General features: G+C 26.9%; 25 protein-coding genes. 13 read left to right on the forward strand and 12 right to left on the reverse strand.

The window, feature by feature from the left end:
• Nucleotides 1–100 precede the first annotated feature (100 nt).
• Both ACFEL4_RS02665 and ACFEL4_RS02670 read left to right on the forward strand, forming a co-directional pair.
• Complete coding sequence (locus ACFEL4_RS02665) at nt 101–895, forward strand: hypothetical protein (protein ID WP_375317995.1); 795 nt, start codon at nt 101–103, stop codon at nt 893–895.
• 72 nt (nt 896–967) lie between these two features.
• The gene (locus tag ACFEL4_RS02670; protein ID WP_375317996.1) at nt 968–1660 is read left to right on the forward strand and encodes a hypothetical protein; all 693 of its coding nucleotides are present in this window, start codon (nt 968–970) and stop codon (nt 1658–1660) included.
• Between the two features lie 258 nt (nt 1661–1918).
• On the opposite strand, the gene ACFEL4_RS02675 is transcribed toward ACFEL4_RS02670, so the two are convergent.
• The 10 genes from ACFEL4_RS02675 to ACFEL4_RS02720 all read right to left on the reverse strand — a co-directional run bounded on the left by ACFEL4_RS02675 (nt 1919) and on the right by ACFEL4_RS02720 (nt 11016).
• The gene (locus ACFEL4_RS02675; RefSeq protein WP_375317997.1) at nt 1919–2434 is read right to left on the reverse strand and encodes a hypothetical protein; all 516 of its coding nucleotides are present in this window, start codon (nt 2432–2434) and stop codon (nt 1919–1921) included.
• The gene (locus tag ACFEL4_RS02680) at nt 2361–2828 is read right to left on the reverse strand and encodes a hypothetical protein (protein WP_375317998.1); all 468 of its coding nucleotides are present in this window, start codon (nt 2826–2828) and stop codon (nt 2361–2363) included. The genes ACFEL4_RS02675 and ACFEL4_RS02680 overlap by 74 nt, the downstream gene beginning before the upstream one ends.
• A 162-nt stretch (nt 2829–2990) precedes the next feature.
• Nucleotides 2991–3434, reverse strand: a complete 444-nt coding sequence (locus ACFEL4_RS02685; RefSeq protein ID WP_375318354.1) for an IS1595 family transposase — start codon at nt 3432–3434, stop codon at nt 2991–2993.
• A gap of 5 nt (nt 3435–3439) precedes the next feature.
• Nucleotides 3440–3811 (reverse strand): hypothetical protein, encoded by a 372-nt coding sequence (locus tag ACFEL4_RS02690; RefSeq protein ID WP_375317999.1) that lies wholly within the window; start codon nt 3809–3811, stop codon nt 3440–3442.
• Nucleotides 3812–4260: 449 nt separating this feature from the next.
• Nucleotides 4261–7215, reverse strand: a complete 2955-nt coding sequence (locus tag ACFEL4_RS02695; RefSeq protein ID WP_375318000.1) for an AAA family ATPase — start codon at nt 7213–7215, stop codon at nt 4261–4263.
• 690 nt (nt 7216–7905) lie between these two features.
• Nucleotides 7906–8187, reverse strand: coding sequence for a hypothetical protein (locus tag ACFEL4_RS02700; protein ID WP_375318001.1), 282 nt, complete (start codon nt 8185–8187; stop codon nt 7906–7908).
• A gap of 494 nt (nt 8188–8681) precedes the next feature.
• Nucleotides 8682–8849 carry a hypothetical protein gene (locus ACFEL4_RS02705; RefSeq protein ID WP_375318002.1) on the reverse strand — a complete coding sequence of 56 codons (168 nt, stop codon included), beginning with the start codon at nt 8847–8849 and terminating at the stop codon, nt 8682–8684.
• A complete protein-coding gene (locus tag ACFEL4_RS02710; protein ID WP_375318003.1) occupies nt 8837–9091 on the reverse strand; it encodes a hypothetical protein in 255 nt (84 codons plus the stop codon). The genes ACFEL4_RS02705 and ACFEL4_RS02710 overlap by 13 nt, the downstream gene beginning before the upstream one ends.
• Nucleotides 9092–9103: 12 nt before the next feature.
• Complete coding sequence (locus tag ACFEL4_RS02715; protein WP_375318004.1) at nt 9104–9403, reverse strand: hypothetical protein; 300 nt, start codon at nt 9401–9403, stop codon at nt 9104–9106.
• A 452-nt stretch (nt 9404–9855) separates the two neighbouring features.
• On the reverse strand, nt 9856–11016 hold the full coding sequence (locus ACFEL4_RS02720; protein ID WP_375318005.1) for an Mbov_0401 family ICE element transposase-like protein: 1161 nt from the start codon (nt 11014–11016) through the stop codon (nt 9856–9858).
• Between the two features lie 74 nt (nt 11017–11090).
• Between ACFEL4_RS02720 and ACFEL4_RS02725 the strand changes: the two genes are divergently transcribed.
• From ACFEL4_RS02725 to ACFEL4_RS02735, 3 genes are all read left to right on the forward strand, one after another.
• Complete coding sequence (locus ACFEL4_RS02725; protein WP_375317067.1) at nt 11091–12797, forward strand: hypothetical protein; 1707 nt, start codon at nt 11091–11093, stop codon at nt 12795–12797.
• Between the two features lie 148 nt (nt 12798–12945).
• Complete coding sequence (locus ACFEL4_RS02730) at nt 12946–13203, forward strand: hypothetical protein (protein WP_375317068.1); 258 nt, start codon at nt 12946–12948, stop codon at nt 13201–13203.
• Between the two features lie 26 nt (nt 13204–13229).
• The gene (locus ACFEL4_RS02735; RefSeq protein ID WP_375317069.1) at nt 13230–13484 is read left to right on the forward strand and encodes a hypothetical protein; all 255 of its coding nucleotides are present in this window, start codon (nt 13230–13232) and stop codon (nt 13482–13484) included.
• Between the two features lie 43 nt (nt 13485–13527).
• Here the strand turns inward: ACFEL4_RS02735 and ACFEL4_RS02740 are convergent, their stop codons facing one another.
• On the reverse strand, nt 13528–15534 hold the full coding sequence (locus tag ACFEL4_RS02740) for a hypothetical protein (RefSeq protein ID WP_375317070.1): 2007 nt from the start codon (nt 15532–15534) through the stop codon (nt 13528–13530).
• A gap of 329 nt (nt 15535–15863) precedes the next feature.
• Between ACFEL4_RS02740 and ACFEL4_RS02745 the strand changes: the two genes are divergently transcribed.
• Together ACFEL4_RS02745 and ACFEL4_RS02750 are read left to right on the forward strand one after the other, a co-directional pair.
• Nucleotides 15864–17924 (forward strand): M60 family metallopeptidase, encoded by a 2061-nt coding sequence (locus tag ACFEL4_RS02745; RefSeq protein ID WP_375318006.1) that lies wholly within the window; start codon nt 15864–15866, stop codon nt 17922–17924.
• Nucleotides 17925–18143: 219 nt separating this feature from the next.
• Nucleotides 18144–18848 carry a hypothetical protein gene (locus ACFEL4_RS02750; RefSeq protein WP_375318007.1) on the forward strand — a complete coding sequence of 235 codons (705 nt, stop codon included), beginning with the start codon at nt 18144–18146 and terminating at the stop codon, nt 18846–18848.
• Between the two features lie 267 nt (nt 18849–19115).
• On the opposite strand, the gene ACFEL4_RS02755 is transcribed toward ACFEL4_RS02750, so the two are convergent.
• On the reverse strand, nt 19116–19262 hold the full coding sequence (locus ACFEL4_RS02755; protein ID WP_375318008.1) for a hypothetical protein: 147 nt from the start codon (nt 19260–19262) through the stop codon (nt 19116–19118).
• Here ACFEL4_RS02755 and ACFEL4_RS02760 point away from each other — a divergent pair.
• From ACFEL4_RS02760 to ACFEL4_RS02785, 6 genes are all read left to right on the forward strand, one after another.
• Entirely contained in the window at nt 19243–20064 is an 822-nt protein-coding gene (locus ACFEL4_RS02760; protein ID WP_375318009.1) for an IS1595 family transposase, read from the forward strand. The two genes, ACFEL4_RS02755 and ACFEL4_RS02760, sit on opposite strands and share 20 nt — an antisense overlap.
• A 91-nt stretch (nt 20065–20155) precedes the next feature.
• Complete coding sequence (locus tag ACFEL4_RS02765; RefSeq protein ID WP_375318355.1) at nt 20156–20521, forward strand: FtsX-like permease family protein; 366 nt, start codon at nt 20156–20158, stop codon at nt 20519–20521.
• Nucleotides 20522–20622: 101 nt separating this feature from the next.
• Complete coding sequence (locus tag ACFEL4_RS02770) at nt 20623–20835, forward strand: hypothetical protein (protein ID WP_375318010.1); 213 nt, start codon at nt 20623–20625, stop codon at nt 20833–20835.
• A gap of 385 nt (nt 20836–21220) precedes the next feature.
• Entirely contained in the window at nt 21221–22045 is an 825-nt protein-coding gene (locus ACFEL4_RS02775) for a hypothetical protein (protein ID WP_375318011.1), read from the forward strand.
• Nucleotides 22038–22406, forward strand: a complete 369-nt coding sequence (locus ACFEL4_RS02780) for a hypothetical protein (RefSeq protein ID WP_375318012.1) — start codon at nt 22038–22040, stop codon at nt 22404–22406. The genes ACFEL4_RS02775 and ACFEL4_RS02780 overlap by 8 nt, the downstream gene beginning before the upstream one ends.
• The gene (locus ACFEL4_RS02785) at nt 22337–23110 is read left to right on the forward strand and encodes an ABC transporter permease (protein WP_375318013.1); all 774 of its coding nucleotides are present in this window, start codon (nt 22337–22339) and stop codon (nt 23108–23110) included. Before ACFEL4_RS02780 ends, ACFEL4_RS02785 begins: the two co-directional genes overlap by 70 nt.
• Nucleotides 23111–23121 lie beyond the last annotated feature (11 nt).

Raw genomic sequence — 23121 nt, forward strand, 5'->3', positions numbered from 1 at the left:
GTTGACATGTTTTAGGGAGGGCATAACTCTTTTATCATATATGGAATACATAACTAATAAGTGGTGCTTTATATAAAATACACAAGGGAGGTAGTAATTTATGAGAAAACTATTATCTTTATTAATAGTTTTAACCCTGACAGTACCAGTACCACTAAATGTGATAGCTTGTGGCGGTACTTCCAACCCCGCTTCAGATACTAATGAGACTGATTATTTAACACTAGCACAAACTGCCAAAGAAAAAATTCAAATTGAGTTTGCTAAATTGGTTAATGATGGATTAAATTTGCGAAGAGAAGGTGATGTCACAAGCGGTTCTGCTATTATGACATATTTAGACAGTATTGGTCAAAAAGTAGATAAAGACATTACGAAAACCGATAGTAAAGAAACAATTGATGGGTTTTTAGAAGTTTTAAAAACACAAGTTCTTAAAATCAGTAATGATTTAGTAAATGAATATCCAGAATTAAAACCATTGTTTAATGGCATTAATCCCAATGATATTTTAAAAATCAATACTAATGATTTAGATACAATCTTAACTAACAAAAAATTTGAATGAAAGACTAGTGATTTTGGTTTAAAAGATTTTGATGTTGAAAAACAATATGGCGTTACTGATTGATATCATCTTACTGCTAACTTGCAGTTAGATTTTACGTGTTTAGATGAAAATGAAAAGATAAATACAACTCCTATTAATAAAACATACGATATGTATTTTGCAAATGATGGTTCTGATTTAAATAAAGTGGTTACTGCTGTTACTGTTGGTATTGAAGAAAAACTTAAGGTTATTAAATTTGTTAATCTTGATTATCCACAATGAAATGATAGTTTTGTTAATCAAAAAAATGATGTTTTACAAAAAATTAATGTTGATTTGTAAGGAAAAATTAGTATTTCTAATCTAACAATTGATACGTCAACAATAGAGAGACCAATTAATGATTATAATTATATGAGTATTGCTGGTTCTCGTACAGGAACTCTTCAAACTGATCCAAATGATTATTTTCCTTTAACTTTACCTAGTTCACAGAGTTTTGTTAAAAATTCTGTAGATTTTAATAACGCCTGAAATCCAATTATTGTTGCTCGTGAAAACAATTTTGTTAAGCAATTAGACATTTGAAAAACTAAAAACAATGTACCGATTCCTAATACAAATAATGTCTTTGTAATTGGAGAATATCAAACAAGGAATTGAAAAATTAGTGGTTTGGAAATTAAAACATTGTCACTTCCTTACTATATAACTAGTAACACTACAACTAGAGCAAGTAATACTAAGGAAAGCCTAGCAATTTTAGAAAAATTATTTGTTGGTAAGAATGCTTTATTTCAATATAACAAAAATTATAGTCGTTCTTCTAGTTTGAATATAGAAAATTTTAATGTTATTCTTAATTCTGATGTTTATAATGATTTTATAGCAAGAGATGTAATAATTAAAGAAATATATGAATATGTTACTAAACAAACAAGAGATTTTGGAACAAAGAATAATTTTATTCAATCTACTGATAAAGTTCAATGAGCAACGGGTGGAAATACTAGTTGACTAAATAGTACAATAAGTAGTGAAATAAGTGCTTCACAACATTCTAAAATTTATTCTTATCAAAACTGAAGAAGGAGTTATAAATGGTAATGCATTTTCCATGGCTTTAGATAATCTTGGTTATACTACATTTAGTATTAGTAGTTCTGATACTAAAGTATGACCTTAGACTGTATCTTAGATAGTATGTAAAATAAAAAAACGAATGAGTAATAACATTCGTTTTTTTTAAGTTTTCAGCATTAGTTGCTGCTTAATTTTTCGCAAATTAATAATGGCTGTACTAATTAGTGATACTGATGTATATCAAATAACACCAATTACTAATCATAATAAAATATTGATAAATTACTCTTTACTTAAACCTAAACCATTTTGAATTCCTAGAAAAACAATACAGTAAGCAACAATCACACCAAGCGAGCCACCTAAAGAAAAACAGAGCGCTGGTTTAATTTCATAATTTTTATCTTTAATAAAACGGCTTCCAGCAATGGTCATTAAAAAGGCTGCCGACCCCATCATAATGGGGAAAGCACATTCGGCACTTAAACCTAATAAATATGTAGTTGCCATTGCCGGGGCATATATCCCTACTCCTAAGGCCATAAAAAGACCAAGCACAAAGAAAACACTAACTCCTACTAAATATTTTCATCAAACATTAAGACCAGCAGCAATTCCTGCTTTGGGCATAATGCCAATTTGTTTTTGACCTAATAACATAATAATTGAAACAACAAATAATAAACCACCAATAAATAATTGTGATCAATTAAGTTTAATTTTATTAGCTAAAATCGCTCCTACATAAGCACCAGCACTTGCTGCTGCAATTAGTGAAACCAAAGTTGGCCATGCCACTTGTATTAAAGCAATAAAAATAATCGCTTCTAAACAGGTAGGAATAGTATGAACAACGTTCATAATTCCCATAATTTTTTTTATCATTACGTACTTGTTTGGTTAGTTTTAATAGCACAATACTAACTGCAAATGAACCAATACCAATCGTATCACAAAAATCAGCAACAAAACCAATAAAACCTAGTTTTCAATATCTTTGTTTAATATTATCTTCAAATCCAATGTTATCTTCATTTTCAAATTGTTGGTAACTAGTTTTAATAAAATAAAAACTAAAGATACCGACAACTGTTAATAGCACACTAATAAAAATCATAGCAACTAATGATGGAATTCAAATTTTAGTGAAAAATAATGTTAGTAAGAGAGTGGCTAAAGATAAAGGAATCAATAAGAAGCTGCAGTACAAAATCTTTTTATTTATCATGCTGTTATAATGTCCTTTTCATTTTTAATATTAATTTCATAAGGCTTTTCTCCCTTTATGTACTATTTTTAAATTTTATCACATAAATGCTGAGAAAAGCCTATCTACGGACTTCTCCCCACATTTTTAAATTAAACATAGCATTACAGTTTCAAAACTAGGTATGTTATTGAATTTATATGCAGCTTCTTTTGCATATAAATGAATATGATGTTTTGCAACTTTTATATGTGTTTTAAATGTTCTTCGTATATGTTTTCATACTGACTCAATTTGGTTGGTATTTACACCAGTTTTTGAAACATAGCCATCTTGATGGTTAACTGTTTCATGCTTAGTGAAAACCGATTTCAAATCGCGATATCCTTTTCAAGAATCAGTATGTACATCACACTTTGAAGAAATGTGGTTTATTGCAAACTGCAAAAGATTTTTACTGTTTGCATTTTTCAATACTTTCACAATCAGATTGTTGGTTGTTTTTTCATAAATACCAACAATCAAGGTTTTGTTCAACAAGGATCTTCCTTGTTGAACAAAACCCATATGTGAAAGATACATTTCATCCATTTGCACTATGCCCTCAACAATGAATTGAGGTTCTTGTTTAGCAATGGCACTTCGGATTTATGACCCATTCTTCAAGCTGTTTTCAAGGTCACTCCCAATTCTTTTGCAACATCAGTTGATAGAATTCCATGTTTGGTGTTTATTCATCTAAAGATGAGATAAAACCAAGATATTAAAGGTGTTTGTGACTTTGAAAATATAGTGCCCGTGAGAATACTGAATGTTTGATGACATTTCAAACATCTCATTTTTCTTAAATTAGAAGTATTCAAATTAAAACTAGAACACCTAATACATTTGCTTTGTTTCAAACTTGCTATATATGCAAGACATTGTTTTTCAGTTTGAAAAGTATTATTGAACTCATTCAATTTCATTGTTTCCTCCACAAGTACATGTTGGGAGAAGTCCGTTTCATAAATAGAATTTTATCACGTAATTGCTGTAATTTAACAATCTCTTAACTAATTTCCTTCAAGTTAATTGTTATGTAATAAAGATAGCTAGGAAAATTTCATACTTGTTTTAACTTTTTTAGCAAGAACATATATACATTAAATCAGTAAAACGTAAAATTACGTAAATATAGTATACATATTTTTTTGAAACTGTGTATTGATTAAAGTATTTAATTTTATTAAAAATATGAAATTGATGTAATGATTAAGACTAGGTAATAAATAGGTATCGTGCGTGATAAGTAAAATAAGGCATATTTTGATGGCATGAATCATATAAAATTTAATAAATATTTTTAGTACAGGAGTAAACTAGTTATTACTTACTTTGTATTTTTTAAATGTAAAAAAACATAAAGTTATTATATTTAAACCACATAATTAGTACTAATTGATTCGTTTTCACTAGCAATAATAGTTTTAGCATCAGCTAGTTTAATAGCAACCATTTTTGTAATGCCTTGATTTTGCATCGTTGTTCCATATAAAACATCACAATTTTCCATCGTTCCAGGACGATGAGTAACAATAATAAACTGTGTAGTTTTAGAAAAACTACGAACATAACGGGCAAAACGCTCCAAATTAGCAGGATCAAGTGGTGCTTCGACTTCATCTAAAATCGTTAGTGGTAATGGTTTTACTTTTAAAATGGCAAACAATACAGCTAATGCAACTAATGATTTCTCACCACCTGATAGTAAGTTTAAATTACTAATTTTTTTACCTGGTGGATTAGCTAATACTTCCACACCAGTGTTTAAAATATCATCAGGTAAGGTATAACGTAAACTACAAGTCCCTCCCCCAAATAATGTTTGAAATGTTTCTGGTAAAACTAAGTTAATAGCTTTAATTGTTTCATCAAACTGGGTCATCATAACATTATCCATTTCATCAATGGCTTTTAAAAGTTCTTTGGAAGCAATTTGCAATTCATCATGTTTAGTTTTTAAATGCAAATAACGTTCATTTTCTTTTTCGAATTCATCAATCGCATTGATATTAACAAATCCTAAATCTTCAATTTGATTACGTAATTGTTGTACTAAAATTCTTGCTTGTGTTTCATCAGCAAGTGGTTCATGATAGTTTTCTTTGGCATATTCATAAGTTAAATTATAAGTTTCAACTAGACGTAGGAGATGTTGTTCCATTTTGGTTTCTAGTTTTACATGCTCTAGTTGTTGCTTATTTAACTGTTCAGTTGTCATAAAATGTTCTTGGTTTCAAATGTATAATTGGTTTTCTAATTTTTGCATTTGTTCTAGTAACTGATGTTTTTGCTTACGAATAACTTGTAATTGTTGGGTTGTTTGCGTTTGTTCATATTTGCTTGTTTCATATTGAACAAAAACATCAGTTAATTTGGTGTTATTAATATCTAGTTTTTCACCGGTTAGATTTTGATATTGGCTTGTTAATAGTTGACAACGGTTTTTGCATTCATTATTATCAGTTATTAGTTTATCAATTGTTAGTTTTCTTGTAATTTTTTGGTCTTGTAATTCGTGAAGTTCACTTTGGATACTAGTAGTTTGGACATTAATGTTAACTAATTGCTGTTCTAAAGATTTAATTTCATCATTTAGTTGTTCAATTATCCGTTTTTCTTGAAAAATATTAGCATTATTACGTTGTTTATGGTAACCTCCAACAATGGCACCTCCGGCTTTAATTAGTTGGCCATCTAGGGTAACACATTGGTATTTAGCAGCAATTAATTGCGAAATAACTCGTGCTTGTTCTAAAGTTTCACAAACAATAGTACGTCCTAATAAGAAATTAACAATCGATTGATTTGCAGTATCATTAGTAGTAACAAGATGATGGGCAAAGTTTAAAAATCCAGGTTTGCTCATCACAATGATTTCATCTTCTTTTGTGGCAGTACGAACTTGTAAAGAGTTTAAAGGTAAAAATGTCGCAATTCCTGCTTGATTTTGTTTTAAAAACGCAACAGCTTTGGTAGCATCTTTACTTGTGGCAGTAACAATATTTTTTAAGGCGTTGCCAAGTACCATGATAATAGCATTCGTATAAAGTTCAGGCACGGTAATTAAATCACTAACGATACCAATGATACCAGAGAAATTTTCTTTATTATTTAAAATTGTTTGAACACCTAAATATTTTTGATTACTACTAATTTGATAGTTGATGGCAACTTCTAGTTGTGCTTTTTTATCACCTAACCCTTGATGGAGATTGTTTTGACCTAACATTAAATCTTGCAATTGAATGTTTAAATCATTGTAGGATTCATTAATCCTATCAAACTGCAGTTGTTCTTTGTGGATTAATAAGTTTTTTTGTTCCATTAGTGCCATTAAATCGGTAATATTACTTTTTAAGATAGTAGCTTCTGATTGGTCTTGTTGTTGATTTTTAGTTTGAATTAAGGTTTTTTGTTGTTCTAGTACTTGTAATAAAATATTAATGTTAGATAAGTTCATTTCTAAACTATTAATATTTTTATCTAAATCATAACTTTTGTTTTTTAATAATTTTAATTGTTGTTCGTTGTTACTGATTTTTAATTTAAGTTGTTGCTGTAGTTTACTGTTATTAGTTATATTAGTAGTAGCGGATAACAATTGCTGTTGGTAAAGAGTTAAATCTTTAACAATAATAGTAATTTCATATTTTTTTAAAGTATCACGTAGCTCAAGATAGGTTTTAGCTTTTTGAGATTGATTGGCAAGTGGTTCAATTTTACGTTGAATTTCACTAATGATATCGCTAACACGTGTTAAGTTATCATTAGTACGTTCTAGTTTACGCAGTGATTCTTCTTTGCGTTTTTTATATTTAGAAACACCTGCTGCTTCTTCAAATAAGTTTCTTCGTTCTTCGGGTTTTGAATCGGCAAATTTAGAAACATTACCTTGACTAATAATGGCGAGTGAACCTTTAGCAAGACCAGTTCCCATTACGACTTCTTGCACATCTTTTAAGCGCACGCGTGCTTTATTAATGAAATATTCATTTTCACTACTATTGCGATAGGCTTTACGGGTAATTTGTACTTCACTAAAGTCAACTTTAAAAATACCACTAGTATTATCAAATACTAGTGTTACTTGGGCGCTATTTAGTGGTTGTTTGTCTTTGGCACCATTGAAAATAATATCTTCGCTATTTTCACCACGTAATGATTTAACTGATTGCTCACCTAAGACTCAACGAATAGCGTCATTAATATTAGATTTACCAGAACCATTGGGTCCAACAATCCCTACTATGTTAGTATCAAATTCAATTTTGATTGGTTCTGCAAATGATTTAAATCCGTATGCTTCAATGCGTTTTAAAAATGCCATTTCTATCTCACCTATTTTATATTTCTAAATAGTATTTTATCATGAAAGAGCGGAAAATTTTGGGTTATAGAGTTCTGAATTAGAAAATTAAAACATAATTTTACTTGTAATCATTAAAGTTATGTCGCTACTGAAATAGGTCATTTTTTTTAATGCTTTAACATAAATTAATTATTTTTTTCATTTTTTTTGATATTGATTAAATTTATGATTGACAGTGGAATAGTTATAATCAAAATCATAAATCCAATAGAGCTGTATAATGCTCAAAACAAAAAATATTTTTCATTTTTAACCATGGTTGGCTCTTCTTGGATTTTTATAACGATATTTTTTGCTTACAATTGTTTTTGATTTCTCATTAGCATTAAAATACTAATGACACCAAAAGGATTTATTGCAATTATAAATAAAAATAATCATAAAAATTGGTATTTTTGTTGTTGATTTTTATCACTATTAATTACAAAAACAGTCAAACTATAAGAAATAAAAAGTGTTTGCAAACAGAAAATAAAACTTCAATAAAAACTTTTGTCAATATTTATTTTGTTTATCAATCCTGTAATTAAAACAAAAAAGAGAAATCAAAAAGTTGTAATCCCTACTAAGTAAAAATAAGACTAGTTTTTATTATTTTTTTCAAGATGGATCAAGTTTTCAAGTTTTAAACATAGTTAAATTAAAACCTTAATCATTACCAAATGTAAATGTAGGAATTGCCATAGCATATAAACCCATTCAAGCACCGTGACCATAGTCATAATTTTTTATAAGAAGAACATTTGCTGTTATTACACCAGCTATTACAAGTGTTGCGGGTGCTAATGGTGGGCATGCTTCACTAATCATAATTGCAATCTCAGTAACTGAAAGTTCTTCTTCAGTAAATGCTTCAACAACACTAGCACTTAAATGTAATTTGCAATATCCAAATCAATATCACTTTGTTTCAACTCAAACCCTATTCAATTTTCAGATTTTTTAATAATGGGAAATTAAAATATGCTTTGCCTTGTGCATCAAAAATTAGTAATTTACTTTTGATAGTATCAATTTAAAGTTTGTAAGTATTCATCACTAGTAATGATTTGATAAATTTTTAAATCTCATATTCTTTGATTTAATTTTGTTTTATCGAATGTTATTACACAATTTTTTAAACCAATAGCACTCACTAAATTTTCTTTTAATTCTTGTTTTTCTTTTTTAGTTTTAGTTGCAAAATATTTTTCTACATAAGCAAAATCTATTGATTTATGTTGTTCTTTGGTTTATAAATTTTCAATATTGTTTGTTTTTAATAAAGTAGTAAGTTGTGGCGTTGTAGTTAAAAGTGTTGATAACACAAAACCATTTACAATAAGTTTTTTCATACTTTTTCTCCTTATTTTTTAAATTCAAAATCTTAATTTTAATAATACGTTTTTTAAAAAATGTTACAACTTATAATCATAAAGGTTGAATTATGTTTTAGTAGTATATTTACCTGCAAGTACATCATAAAGCATAGATACTGAACAATAATCAACTCCTCCTCACCAAAATGTTTCATTGTTCTTATATCATTCTTGTTTTTCCTCTTTTTGTAATTTTTCAACTTTTTTAATAAAATTCTCAGTTATTTTAGGCATACAACTAAAACAAACATAAATATCTTTTGTCATTTGTATAATTTTTTTCAAGGTAAAACTTTTTGATGGCATTCATAGCAAGGTACGCTATCTCTTTCAAAGGCTATCCTTTCTTTTTCTATTTTTATTTCTTGCATAATTTCTTTTATATAATTATTTCTATCTTTTTTAAACTTGAAAGTCTTACCTCCAAGTTCTTCTCTTTCCACTATTTCTTCTGCCATTTCTCTAATTCAATACATTTTTCTTACCTCCTAATTTGAAACTTTTTCATGTTCACTTTCAATATGAGTTTTATAACCATTCAACAATTTATTTTCTGGTTTATTATTCATATTTTTATCTTTCATTCGAGCAGAAGCTTTTGTTTCGCTTGCCTTAATGTGTAAGAAACTACGATTATTAGAACCAATAGTAAATAAGCAATCACCTTGTTTGGCTATACTAATCGCTTGTAACTCAAATTCATTTAAACCTTGCCATTGTCGAAAGTCAAGCATACTTAATATTTTTTCATACTCAGCAATCCTTTCTTTTAAAAATAAAAATGGCATACTACAAAATGTCTCTTTTGCAAATATGTCATTCTAAATTTTACTTATTTTTCGCTAAATTCAGGTCAGTTTTGTTTTGATCGGGTTTGCACTATTTGCTAAATTTATTTAGTTATTTTATTTTTATATAAACTCTTAATACTAATTTAACTTATATCATATTTAAAAATTAATTACAATAAAAATGTAACTAGTGCAAACCCGATCAAAAGCCACACTAGGGGAGCATAACGATGTTGTCGATAATTATTCATTAGTTGCCTTAAAATTATAAAGTTAGACGAGAATAATTGAGACTAAGTTATGTAATTGTATATTAATCTTAGCACTTAGAAAATATAAGTCAACAATAATACTTACTTTTACAAATCAAAAATTCTTATTAAAGTTTCCTTTCATAAGTTTTATGTTATTTTCGGTTTTTTAGGTATTTTTTAATTTATATTTTGATTTTATAATAACTGTATTTCCGTATTTATTTTATAACATTTAAAATCAACCATTTTTGTATACATATCAATATTATAGGTTCTGCTACCAATCATGTGTTTTAATATTTGTTTAATATTAGTTTCAGTAAAACAGCCAATATTTTCAACTAACGCTTGATTAAGTACTCCTTCTTTTGCATTAATAAAATAACCAACTTTTATTTTTTTATATTTTTCAGTCAATGATTGTAAAAAATCAATTAATTCATCATATTGACCTTTTGCAAATAAATTTTGTGCATATTCACAATGTAATTTAGCAATTTTATCTTTTCTTCTTCCAGCCATAATTCCAAGATATAAAACATGAAAAGCATGAAATTTATCTAAAATAAATTTAGCATTTAAAATATCAGCTGTTTTTCTAATTCATTTTGCACTGTCTCCACATACAATTAAATTTGCTTGGTCAAAATTTTCAAAAAATAAATTACCATATTTTTTAATTAATTGTGCAGTTTTATCTGCACCAATTTTTGTTTTTGTTAATCTGATTTTACAAGCAGCTCTTTTATTAATTAATTTTCCATTTTTCTTTTTGCCAGTACAAAATACTATTAATCTCATAGAACATTTTTTACAATTTTTACTATTATGGTTATCATTAAACTTAAATTTTCGATGTCCATCATCAATATTTATATATAAAGTTTGTTTTGATTTTAATGGTATTTTAGGAATATTAATTTTTGGTAATTGAAATTTTTGAAATTTTCTACAAACAGTACTATTACTTATTAAGTCTTCTATAAAAGTATCGCAAATATCACGATATCTTTTACCATCAGTAAAATATTTTAAAATTTGTTTAATCACATCAGGAGCAAGTTTACTATACTTTTTAACACCAAGATAAAAATCTAATAATGAAATATATTCATTTTTTTGTATTTTTTGGTTATAATATACACAAATACGTCGTTTATAAGTTAATAAACCTTTTTTTGATTTTAATTTTCGTTGTCTAAATCTATATGGTGTATATATAGATTTATCACATTCATTTCATAATTGGTCATCTATTTTTTTAAATAATTCCTCTGTTTGTTTTAAATTTAATTCATCTTGATTAAAATGATGTTTGTCTCAATCAAAATGATTTTGAAATGGTAATGATAACATGTTTTATGTTCCTTTCTGAATTTGGTTTGTTAATGATTTAATTTTAATTTATAGTAAAGGTTAGGTAGTCAAATATGCAACTTATTAGTAGTTATGCACAATTAAATAAAAAATATGACCTTAATTTTAGTGATAATAATTATGGATTTAGTTGGGATGTTTTTAAAGAGTTTGTTGGTGAACAATGAGCAGAATTTTTCACTACTAATTGTTTTTATCGTTTTGTACCAACAGCACGTTTAACAAGAAAAACATGAAATTGTTTAGCGTTTGATTTATTTGTGTGCTGTAATTTTAATGATAGTTCTGTTCAAGAAGTAAGACGTTATGAAAATACTCATAATGAAACAACTATTGGTTCTTTAATGGATGTTTGTCAATATTTAGAAGATAAGTATGATATTCACTTAGGACCTAATAATCCCCATGGTATTAAATGAAAAATTACTAAGGATGGTGGTTGTATTATCTTTCCTAATAATCAACAAATAGATTTTATTGGTTATGCTAATGGTAATAAGATTTTTGGAAAATCAGTTGGTGGTTCTAGTTATTTATGTTCTAGAACTGATGAAATTATTATGGCCGAAGAAAAAGAAACTTTAAGTGAAAAACAATTAACACAACGTTATGAGCGTTTAAAATTATCAATGTTTCGTAGTAATCGTATTAAAGTATCTAATGAACCAATTCAAGACTGAAGTTGAACATTTACTGATAGAAATATATTTAGTCCAACTTATAATAAAAAAATTACTCGTTATTTTTATAAAAATCACTTTATTGCTTTTACTTGTAATCCCTATGATAAATACCACCCCTTTTATTTGCTCTACTGTACCCCCTATTTGCCGTTAAATGAGCAAGCTATAGATACTCTTAAAAAAATTGGTAAGGTCTACTATGAAGATACGGAAGCGTTTAGTGGACTTGGATTATTTATTTTAAGATTTACTTTATTACCATTTTGAAAAAAATTAGAACCAGTAACACAAAAATTGATTTGCGAATTAAAAAAGAAAAATCCTGATGAATTTAATACTGTTTATTATGGATTTGAATATTTAGATAGTGATGCAACTGTTTTTCCATTTCTAAAAGCAATAAAATATTGACAACCATATAATTTACAAGAATTCTATAATAAAGAAAAAGATACTTATAAATTTGATTTTTATAGTGTTGGTGTGGATTGAGCAACAGGTAGTAAAGACCATAGCGTACTTATGGTAACTGGATTTAAAGAATATAATAATAGTGGTTATTATGACCCTTATATTATTTGTGAATTAATAGTTACTCCCAATGATTTTATCAACGAAAATGAAAAGATTAATGCTTATGTTGATGAAGTTTGTGGATTACTTGATAATTTTGAAAATTTTGACCAAGCAATTTATTATTATGACGATAAAGCAAAAACCGCTATCGATTGAATAAGTCAAAAATTAGCCGATGAACATAATATCTTAATTATGAGTCAAGTTGCTATTAAACATGCTTCAAGTCTTAATCAAGAAGCAGGATTAACTGACCGTTGTGTATGAATGCGTAATATTATGAGTTTTGGTAATTTTTATGCTAATCAAAATGATTTATGCAAAACAACGCAATGTTTAGAAGAATTACGCTATGACCAAATCAAAACTAACATTCCTGATAAAACTATGTACCAAGACCCTTATGATGCGTTATTTTATGCACTATATCCCTATAAAAACATAATTAGAGGTAAAAATAATGCTTCTACTAAAATAAGTGTTTTTTCTTATGCCATATAACCAACGAAAACAATACTAGTAATAGTATAGGTATCACAAAATTAACGCCTTGTATTTGGCGTTATTTTAACGTTTAAAGCATATTTGCAAAATTTAATAAAATTAAGTACAATTTAATAGTAAAATTCAGAAAAAAGGAGAAAAAAATATGTTTCACATGAGTTATTACCATTTATTTTTAAGTACAAATAGAAATTTTGAAAATCAAAAAATTATTGATAATCCACCAACATATCAAGAGGTTTTAGAACAAGATAAAAAAACATTGCCAACATATGAAGAAACAACTGATGGACTTGAAAACGGAATAGATGCTTTTGATTATTTTAAAGATGAAATAAATTATTTTGATTTACAAAATCAAAATTCAGCAAATGAATATAAATCAAAATTATCAAAAATTTAAATAAAAAATTAAAGGAACAATTAAATATGAAAAACTGAATAAAAACAAATTTAAGTAAACTAACATTAGCATTAGCACTAACTGGTGCTGTAAGTGGAGTAACTGGTTTAATTATCGGTTCAATAGCACATCATAAAACAAATGATTTACAATATTATTTAGATTATGATGGTAATATCCACTGGGGGGGGATTGTACAACGATATGGTCAGAAAAAAAAGATGATATTCATAAAATATATTTATATATTTCAATTAATTCAGCATCTAAAAGTGATGTAAAATGAGATGGTATTTATCCCGATGGGTATTTTAATAAAAAAAATTAAATTTCTAAGTTAATATAAGAAATGTTTTCATTATATTTATTAAATAGATTAATATTTTGTAAATTTATTTCTTGTTTATCTGTTATTAAAGTTAAATCATAATTTCCGGCACCAAATATACCACTAATTTCAATTCGATTTAAATTATTAATCGGATTTTCAATTTGTAATTCAAATTCATTGGAATTATCAATTTTTAATATTTCTTTATAAAATTCTAATTTAGAAAATAATTGAGATTTATTTGAACCATATAAATTTAAAGCATTTTCAGTTTTATTTTTTTCAATAATTACTCGTGTAAAGTATTTTCCATATTCACCATTACCTAGTGTTCAATCAGCAGGAATTAATGATGGTATATTATTACTTTCTAATTCATTCGTTATAGATAATCAGTTAAATTGATTATCATCTAACTTAAATAATTGATTTTGGCTAATATCATTATTTTTTAATTTAATATTATTTATATTAGTAAAATCAAAATAATCAGATTTCAATATTACTTTTACATCTTTAAACTCTCAAACTTCATCAGGATTTCTATGAATTGGATTAGATTTTAATTCAAAATAATAAGGTAATAATAATTTATTATCATCGTTTAAACCTTTATTAATAGACATATTAGAATAAATATTACTTGATAACATAATTACTATTTGCTTAAAAATTTGTATTTGTGGTAATTTTATATAATTTGGATAATCTAATTTTCATTGTTTAAATAAATTGCTAATTACTTCGTCAGGTTTTTGATTTTCAAATTTTGCACGTAATTTTGATATTTTTTGTTCAAGATGTGATGGGTCAAAACCATCAAAATTTCTATTATAAGTATATGTATAAGTTAACATATCTAATAATAATTTTTGTAAACTATCAATTGTTGGTGCGTCTTTAATTTCTAGTTCAACATCTCTAAATTTAGCATTAGTAGAAATATGTTCGCTTCTAATATCTGTTATACGAAAAGTTCATATTTCTTTATCGTTTAATTGTTTTTCATCATTTAATGGTCAATAACCAGGACTATTAGTAAAATCATGACCTAATCAAGCATTAGTAACACGTGCATTGTTAATAACTTCTTTTCTTGTTTCTTTGCCACCACCAATAGCAATTAAATCTAAAGCTGATTTTTCTTGTCCAATAAATTGTTTCGCAAGATTTCAAGGTAATATTTGTTCACTAAATCATTGTTCTAGTATTCTAACTTTTGGTTGAGTTTCAATAGGCATTGATAATAGCGGAAATGCTATCTTATCTTTAACAAATAACTTAGGGTATACTTCCATATTATCAACTTCACCAAGTACCTTTATATTGCCAAAGAGCATGCTTCTAGGTGCTTTAATTTTTAAACCAATAACTTTTGTATCTTTATCTAATGGTTTTTGTAATTTAATAATAATTGGATAACCATCTCTTGTTTTAAAATCTTTAATTTTTATTATAGTAATGCTTTTGGTACTTCTTGTTTTTGGATTTTGATAAGGTTGTGAATAACTATTAATGATATATAAGTTATCAATATTACTTTCAGTTAAAGTTTCATTTATACTAACAGCATATAACTTAAATTGATTTAATAAATCTATTTCTTGAAAGATTAAATTTTTAATATCAGTCATACTATATTCAATGGCATTATCATTAATATTAGTACTTGCTCTTTGGTTTAATTGCATATTAAAGTCTGATGTTTCAACAGCATTAGTAGTTAATACTTTCTCAATATCAATAAAACCAATCTTAATAGTATTAGGTGAGAATTTTAAAGTATTGTTTGTACTATCTTTAAATAAACGTTCAATTTCATAAATATAGATTGTTCGTTTTTTAAATTTATCATATATTCTATTAATATCAGGGTCACTAGTATTACCCATAAGGTTTGAAAAATCATAAGGTATATTATCTATTAAATAATCATTTTCTGCTTGATTGAGTTTAGTTTGCTTTTGTGGAAACTTAGTTTGTGGTTTGTTGTTGTCCATTGTCATTTTCTCCTACTAATTGGTTATTTACTGGATTAAATAAATTTAATTTAACTGTTAAATTTTTAATTGCTTGTTCATCATTAATTTCAAATGTTTTACTATCTAATAAATCTTTATCAATACGTACTAATAATCGAATAAATTTAAGAGTATCAATATTAAATTGTCATAGTTTTTGTTCAATATAATTAACTGTTGAAATATTAATAACTAGTATAAGATTTAAAAAATCAATATTCTCTATTTTTAAAATTATATAGATAGAATTAAATTATTCTAAGGTATAGAATTATCTTTGAAAATTAATTTAGTAGGGGGAAACAACTATGAAAAAAATATCAATTTCAATAATTGCTGGTGCTAGTTTGCTTTTTGGTAGTGGCCTTAATAATGTTAAAAGTATAAATAATTTTAATGATTTTTATCATCATAACTTGATAAGTAAAAATAACTATCAACAATATACAACAAATATTACTAAAAAAGTTTTGGCATTACCACAAGGTGATAATGTATTACATAGTCAAATTGAAAATATTCGTTTTATTCACTCACAATTTACACCAACTGGAATTTTTGTTACTAAGGGATCAAAGGTTACCATTACATTTCCAAATGTTGGTAAAAATAAATTTAGTATTTTTATTGGTCAATGAGGAGTTTATGCTAATTTAAATGCTGGTCAAAGTTTATCACCAAAAGAATATCAATTAACTAATGAAATCAACACAATTATTTCTGATACTGAAGGTATGTTGTATTTAAGTAATAAAACCGAAGATAAATCGTTTCAAGTTCAAGTTAACGTAGAATCTGGAATAAATGTTCCAACTTTTAAAGTTGATGAAACTAGTAATAAAAACTTTTTAGAGCAACTTCAACAATGAAGTGATTCTCCATTTGTAGAAATCATTGGTAAAAATGTCTTTGGTACTTTTCAAATGTCACTAGCGAAAGAACTTTGATTAAACAACAACCCTAATACTTATAATATTAACTATACAGTTCAAAACTGAGATAAAGTCTATGAAATGTCTAATTACATTAGTGGTCTTGGTTTGAATTATGACGGTGTTGCTTTGAAATATCATAATCTAATCCAAATTGCTAATCCCGATACTGCTTCAGGTTATGCTTGTGCTTCTGATAATTATGTTGATTTTCAACAAGATACGGGTGCAGGGAAAGATTTATTTCAATATAAGTCTTTAAATGAATGATGAACACTTTGGCATGAAATTGGTCATACTTATCAAAACCCAGATTATGAATTTGATGGATTTAGTGAAGTAACAGTTAATATTAATTCTTTTTCAATTGAAGAACAATTAGGTTTTAAAAATCGCATGTTCACTCGTCTTGATACTATTGAATCTATTAAAAATTTTATTGAATCTACTGACCCTAATAAAAATATTGAAAACTTAGATTGTTGGGGTAGTTTAGGTCTGTTTTTACAATTACATATGGCTTATGGCAAATCATTTTTTCCGTCATTAAATCAAATGTATCGATTATTGAGTCCTGAACAAAAACCACAATCTAATGAACAAAAATATCAGTTATTCATTCAAATGACTTCTAAACTAGCAAATCGTAATTTAATTCCTTTTTTTGAAAAATGAGGAATTAACACTTTAGATAGTACAAAGAAAATTATTAGTCAGTACCCCAATTTAACAGTTAATATTTGAAATAATATCTTTGATGGTCATATTGAAAGTAATGCTATTGTTGACCATATTTTACCTGATTATCAAGTAGTAACTGGACCAAAAGTTGATAGTAATTTACCAATTCTAAATTTACGAGTTGGGCAGTCAGTTACAAGAGAACTTGCAAAAGAATATATTACTAATATGAGTACAGACATGACATTTGATACTCTTTCTCAAGTTGATTGAAGCAATATTGATTATTCTAAGAATGCAAAACATAATTCTTATTTTGCAATTAGCGTTAATCAATCTAATAAAATTGGTAATAAATATATAATTCCAACTAAGATTAGAAATGATAATAGTATTAAAATACTTGGTCTTGGTGATGATTTACATGGAATTTTTAATTTAGATTTTGTTAATCAAAAGATATTTTTTGCTGGTAATGATTCTGAAATTCATTCTTATTTTAAAGACGAAAAATATGTTGAAATTCAAGTATATGATGATAACAATAAACTTATTTATGATGAAAGTGTTAATGGTAATGAAAATACTTTAAAGTTTGAAAATTTAAACAATCTTACTTATTATAATAATTATCAAGTTCACTTTTGATTTGCTGAACCTTCTCGTGGACAATATTTTAGTGAATATAATTGAAATCAAAGCATTCAAAAACTTAATAAATTTATTATTAAAGACAATGATTTAGTTAAAATTTAATAGTTAGTTTTAAGTACCTACTTCTTTGTTACACGACTCTGGAAATGTTTATAAAAGCATTGGTTCTAATGCTTTTCAGTTTTATCTACTATTTTGTGAACTTAGCATAGAAATTAATAACTTTATCATTTTTGTTTTTTTCCATAAAAATAAATTTTCCTGTTAAAATTAAACATATAGTTTTCTTTTATGAGTAAATAAAATAAGGTGGTTAAAATTATGAAAAAAGAAGCATTATTATTGTTTAAAAATGCTTTTAAACAAGCGTTTCGCAATAAAATTCAATTAGTAGGATTAGTTATTTTAGTACTATTATCATCAACTATTTTCTCATTAATGCAAACTAGTTTAAGTCGCATTTCTAATGAATATTCACTGCTAATTAGTAATGATCCCCAACATGGTTCTAATCTACATGACTTTGTTATTGATTTATCAGAAACAGCTACAATTGGTACCATTCCCCCAACCCCAGCTTTAGAAGAAAAATCTAATATTGTTATCAATAACATTGCTAAAAACATTGATAACAGTTTTATCTGAGATCGTGTGGAAGGAAGAAACCTACAACTTGACAATGATAGTAATCAACGCGTTTTAAAGTTATTAACTTATAATAATCAAGCACGAATTGACCGCTTAGTTATTAGTGATGGTTATACGATTGGTGATGCTAATAATCCTGATAAATTAACACCTGCTGTTAAACAAACAGTTATTAATAAAGAGTTTGCTCAAAAAAATAATCTACAAATTGGTGATATCATTAGTGTTCAAAAAGACCAATTAGGTACTAGTTTAAAAGTTAATTATGATATCAATAATCCGATTTATAGTATTTTCAATTGATTAAAAATTGTCGGATTTGGGACATCAGATGATTTTACAACTCCTATTATTTGACCAAACAACACCGATTCCTAATAAAAATCGTGAAGGTATTTTATATGTTGACCCTGTTAGTTTTGGATTAAGTAAGACTAATAAAGATAATAATATGTTTTGAAGTTATAACAAACAACTAGAGCACTTTAGTGTCAGTTCCAAAGGTGATCGCGAAGTTTATTTTGTCGGAAAATGAAATCATGGTCAAAACAATAATCTTACTAATGTTAGCAATCAATTACGTACTACTTATGTTAGTACAATTGATGCTGATGCTAAGTTAGTTTATAACTTAGGAGATAGTGATTATCGATTTAATAGTCGGACTAGTATTTTAACAGCTACGATTAGTGGTTTTACTAGTTTGTTAATAGCATTATTGTTAATTGTTTTAATTACGGACTTCTCCCCACATGTACTTGTGGAGGAAACAATGAAATTGAATGAGTTCAATAATACTTTTCAAACTGAAAAACAATGTCTTGCATATATAGCAAGTTTGAAACAAAGCAAATGTATTAGGTGTTCTAGTTTTAATTTGAATACTTCTAATTTAAGAAAAATGAGATGTTTGAAATGTCATCAAACATTCAGTATTCTCACGGGCACTATATTTTCAAAGTCACAAACACCTTTAATATCTTGGTTTTATCTCATCTTTAGATGAATAAACACCAAACATGGAATTCCATCAACTGATGTTGCAAAAGAATTGGGATTGACCTTGAAAACAGCTTGAAGAATGGGTCATAAAATCCGAAGTGCCATTGCTAAACAAGAACCTCAATTCATTGTTGAGGGCATAGTGCAAATGGATGAAATGTATCTTTCACATATGGGTTTTAAAAAACAAGGAAGATCCTTGTTGAACAAAACCTTGATTGTTGGTATTTATGAAAAAACAACCAACAATCTGATTGTGAAAGTATTGAAAAACGCAAACAGTAAAAATCTTTTGCAGTTTGCAATAAACCACATTTCTTCAAAGTGTGATGTACATACTGATTCTTGAAAAGGATATCGTGATTTGAAATCGGTTTTCACTAAGCATCAAACAGTTAACCATAAAGATGTCTATGTTTCAAAAACTGGTGTAAATACCAACCAAATTGAGTCAGTATGAAAACATATACGAAGAACATTTAAAACACATATCAAAGTTGCAAAACATCATATTCATTTATATGCAAAAGAAGCTGCATATAAATTCAATAACATACCTAGTTTTGAAACTGTAATGCTATGTTTAATTTAAAAATGTGGGGAGAAGTCCGTAGATAGGCTTTTCTCAGCATTTATGTGATAAAATTTAAAAATAGTACATAAAGGGAGAAAAGCCTTTAATTATTACAGGTATTACAGTAGTTTTAATTACTTATAAAAATATTGATAATTATCGTACTCAAATTGGAATTTTAAAATCATTGGGTTATAGTAATATTAAAATTTTAATTACATCATTGGCATATCCGATGGTGGCAGCTTTTATTGGCACGATTTTAGTATTTTTACCTGCTAGTGGTTTTCAAATTATTATTGTTCATACCTTCGCTAATTATTTTAATTTAGATTTTGGAAAGTTTATCTTTGATGGTTTAGGTTTTTTATATTGTTTAATTTTAACATTTGGATTTTTATCAGTTATTGCCTGAGTAATTAGTGGTTTAACTGTCATTCAAGCTCCTATAAAATTAATTAAAATGAATCAGTAACTGTAAATTCACACTTTACGAGAACAGTAAAACGTGTAAGTATTAATCGTGGATTTTTAACGAGATTTCGTTTAGCATTATTTACTTCAAGTGTTGGAAAAATGGCTGCTGCATCACTAACAATGTTTTTAGGAACTACCTTAATGACAACAACTATTATTGGACCAAAAATTATGGCTGATAATAAATTGCTTTCTTTTACAGGTATGAACTATAAATCATCAGTTGAATATAATATCCTACTTATAATTCCCCATACACTTTTTATCAAACCTATAATCCTAACACTAAACCATGAGACTATAAAACTTTAGCAGAAGGTACTAATACATATACTCGCCCATTACGAGGTGATGAAAATAATGATGAATTTGTGCAAGAAATTTTAGATAATAATATTAATTCAGAATCCTATGCCCCTATGACTTTTGCCGATGCTGCTTCTGCACTAACGACATTAGGAATGTTTAATTTAACTTACTTATATGGTAAAATGTTTACTAAATCATTTTAAATGGCTTAGATAGTAGTGATGTTAATAGTCCTGTTTTAATTTCAATAATTGTTCCTAGTGCTTGACCTGCTGCATGACCTATTTATGAAAAGGCTTTACAAAATACTGATGTTACTAGTTATTATAGTGATGATAACTATAATTTATTACGTAAGTTTTATCAAGATTATCGTTCAACTGTTGCCATGAATATTATTGGTTTTATTTCTAAAACTGGTAAGTTAAGTAATAATCATAATGATTTTGATAATGCTTTTTTTAAAACTTTTGCTACTAAACTTAGTTCTGGTAATAAAACTATCCCTGCTTATGATAATGCACCACCGATTGGTGAAGGTGGTGATAACTTTGAAACTACGATTGATAATTTTCAATTTGACCAAAGCGATAAGGCCTATCCTTGATACGTAACTAATGAAGATGAAATATTGACAAAATTTGCTTCGCAATTACCTTCAAAAGCAGCACGTAATAGTTGAATTAATAAAATATCAGCATTATTTGGTGCTTTATTCTATATTAGAATTGGTCAAACAGTAGTGCAAGGCACATATAGCCGTTCTCCATATTTTATTCGTCAAAATATTGCTAATGCTTATAATGACCCTAACTCGCCATTTAATATTGGTTTTAATGTCCTACCTTTTAATAACAAAACTGATGAATTAGGTACTTATTTTATTGGTGAACCTGATAAACATTTTAATTCTCATAAATATCCAATGAAAGTTTATGGGTTACAAAGTCAACAACAATTAGGTAAACCATCAATGATGCAACTATATGATAGTAATGGTAATGTTTTAAATCCTTTATTAGAAAAAAGTAGTGGTAGTGACACAACAAGTATTGTTATTAATCAAACGATTGCTAAGCAATTAAACTTACATGTTAGTGACTCATTTACGATGGCAACTAATGAAAATATTATGGAATTTAAAAATAATCCCGGTGATGATTATACAAAATTTAATGTAAATGATATTACGTTTGATGGTTTAGATGAATAGTGCTAATATTAAAAATAATAATGTTACTTTAAATAAACAAAATACTAGTTTTACACAAGTTCCTAATTTAAAAACTAATCCATATTCATCCCTAAATACTGCGACAAGTATGTTAAAAGAAAATGTTGCTGGTAATGTTGTTACTAATCATGATACTACTTTTACTAAATATAAAGTAGTAGGAGTTTATAATGGTTATGGTCAACCAAATGCTTATATTAGTAAGACTAATGCTGATAAATTATTACATTATAATGATAAAACAGTAAACAATACTGATAGTCGCAGTTGTTGTTTCGTATTTTTCAAATGGAATGAAAAGATGAAGGAAAATGAAATGGAATTGATTTTAGTGTTTTAAATCCAACAAATATGGATTATACTAAGTTTGTTAATGACCCAAATATTGACCCTAATTTAATAAAAGTATTTGATAATGAATATCCACTTTTTAACTTTAAGTTTTCAAATTGGGATGTATTACCAGACATTACTAATTCTTTTTCAACATCACAGGTATATGGTGACTACAGTCCTTTTGGTTTAAATGGTGGAATTGAAGCAAGTGGTGCAACCTATGAAGGATATGGTATTGGTTCGATGCTTAATATATCACCACTATATATCCAACATCAATTATTAAACCAAATTACCGCCTTAGTTGATGCAGTATTAGTAGCATTCATTGTTTCCTCACTAATTATTTCGTTCTTTATTATTTTACTAACAAGTAACTTGGTTATTTACGAAAACCGAAAAGTTATTGCTACTATGAAAACCCTAGGTTATAGTGATAGTAAAATCACTAATATTGTCATTGGTATGTACTTACCATTAATTTTTGCTATGTTTGTGATTGGTTTCCCGATTGGTTGAGTTATTGTTACACAAGTTATTAGTTATTTAGCATTACACACCATTTGGGTATTACCATTATTCTTTACATGATGGTTACCGTTTGTGGTAGCAGGAATTGTGTTAGGAATTTATGGTGCAACCTTTATGATTGATTGAAATAGTATGAAAAAAATTAATCCGATTAAAACCTTAAATGAAATTGACTAAATTAGTAATAG

This window comes from Spiroplasma endosymbiont of Virgichneumon dumeticola, from assembly GCF_964264745.1.
Classification (GTDB): domain Bacteria; phylum Bacillota_I; class Bacilli_A; order Mycoplasmatales; family VBWQ01; genus Spiroplasma_E.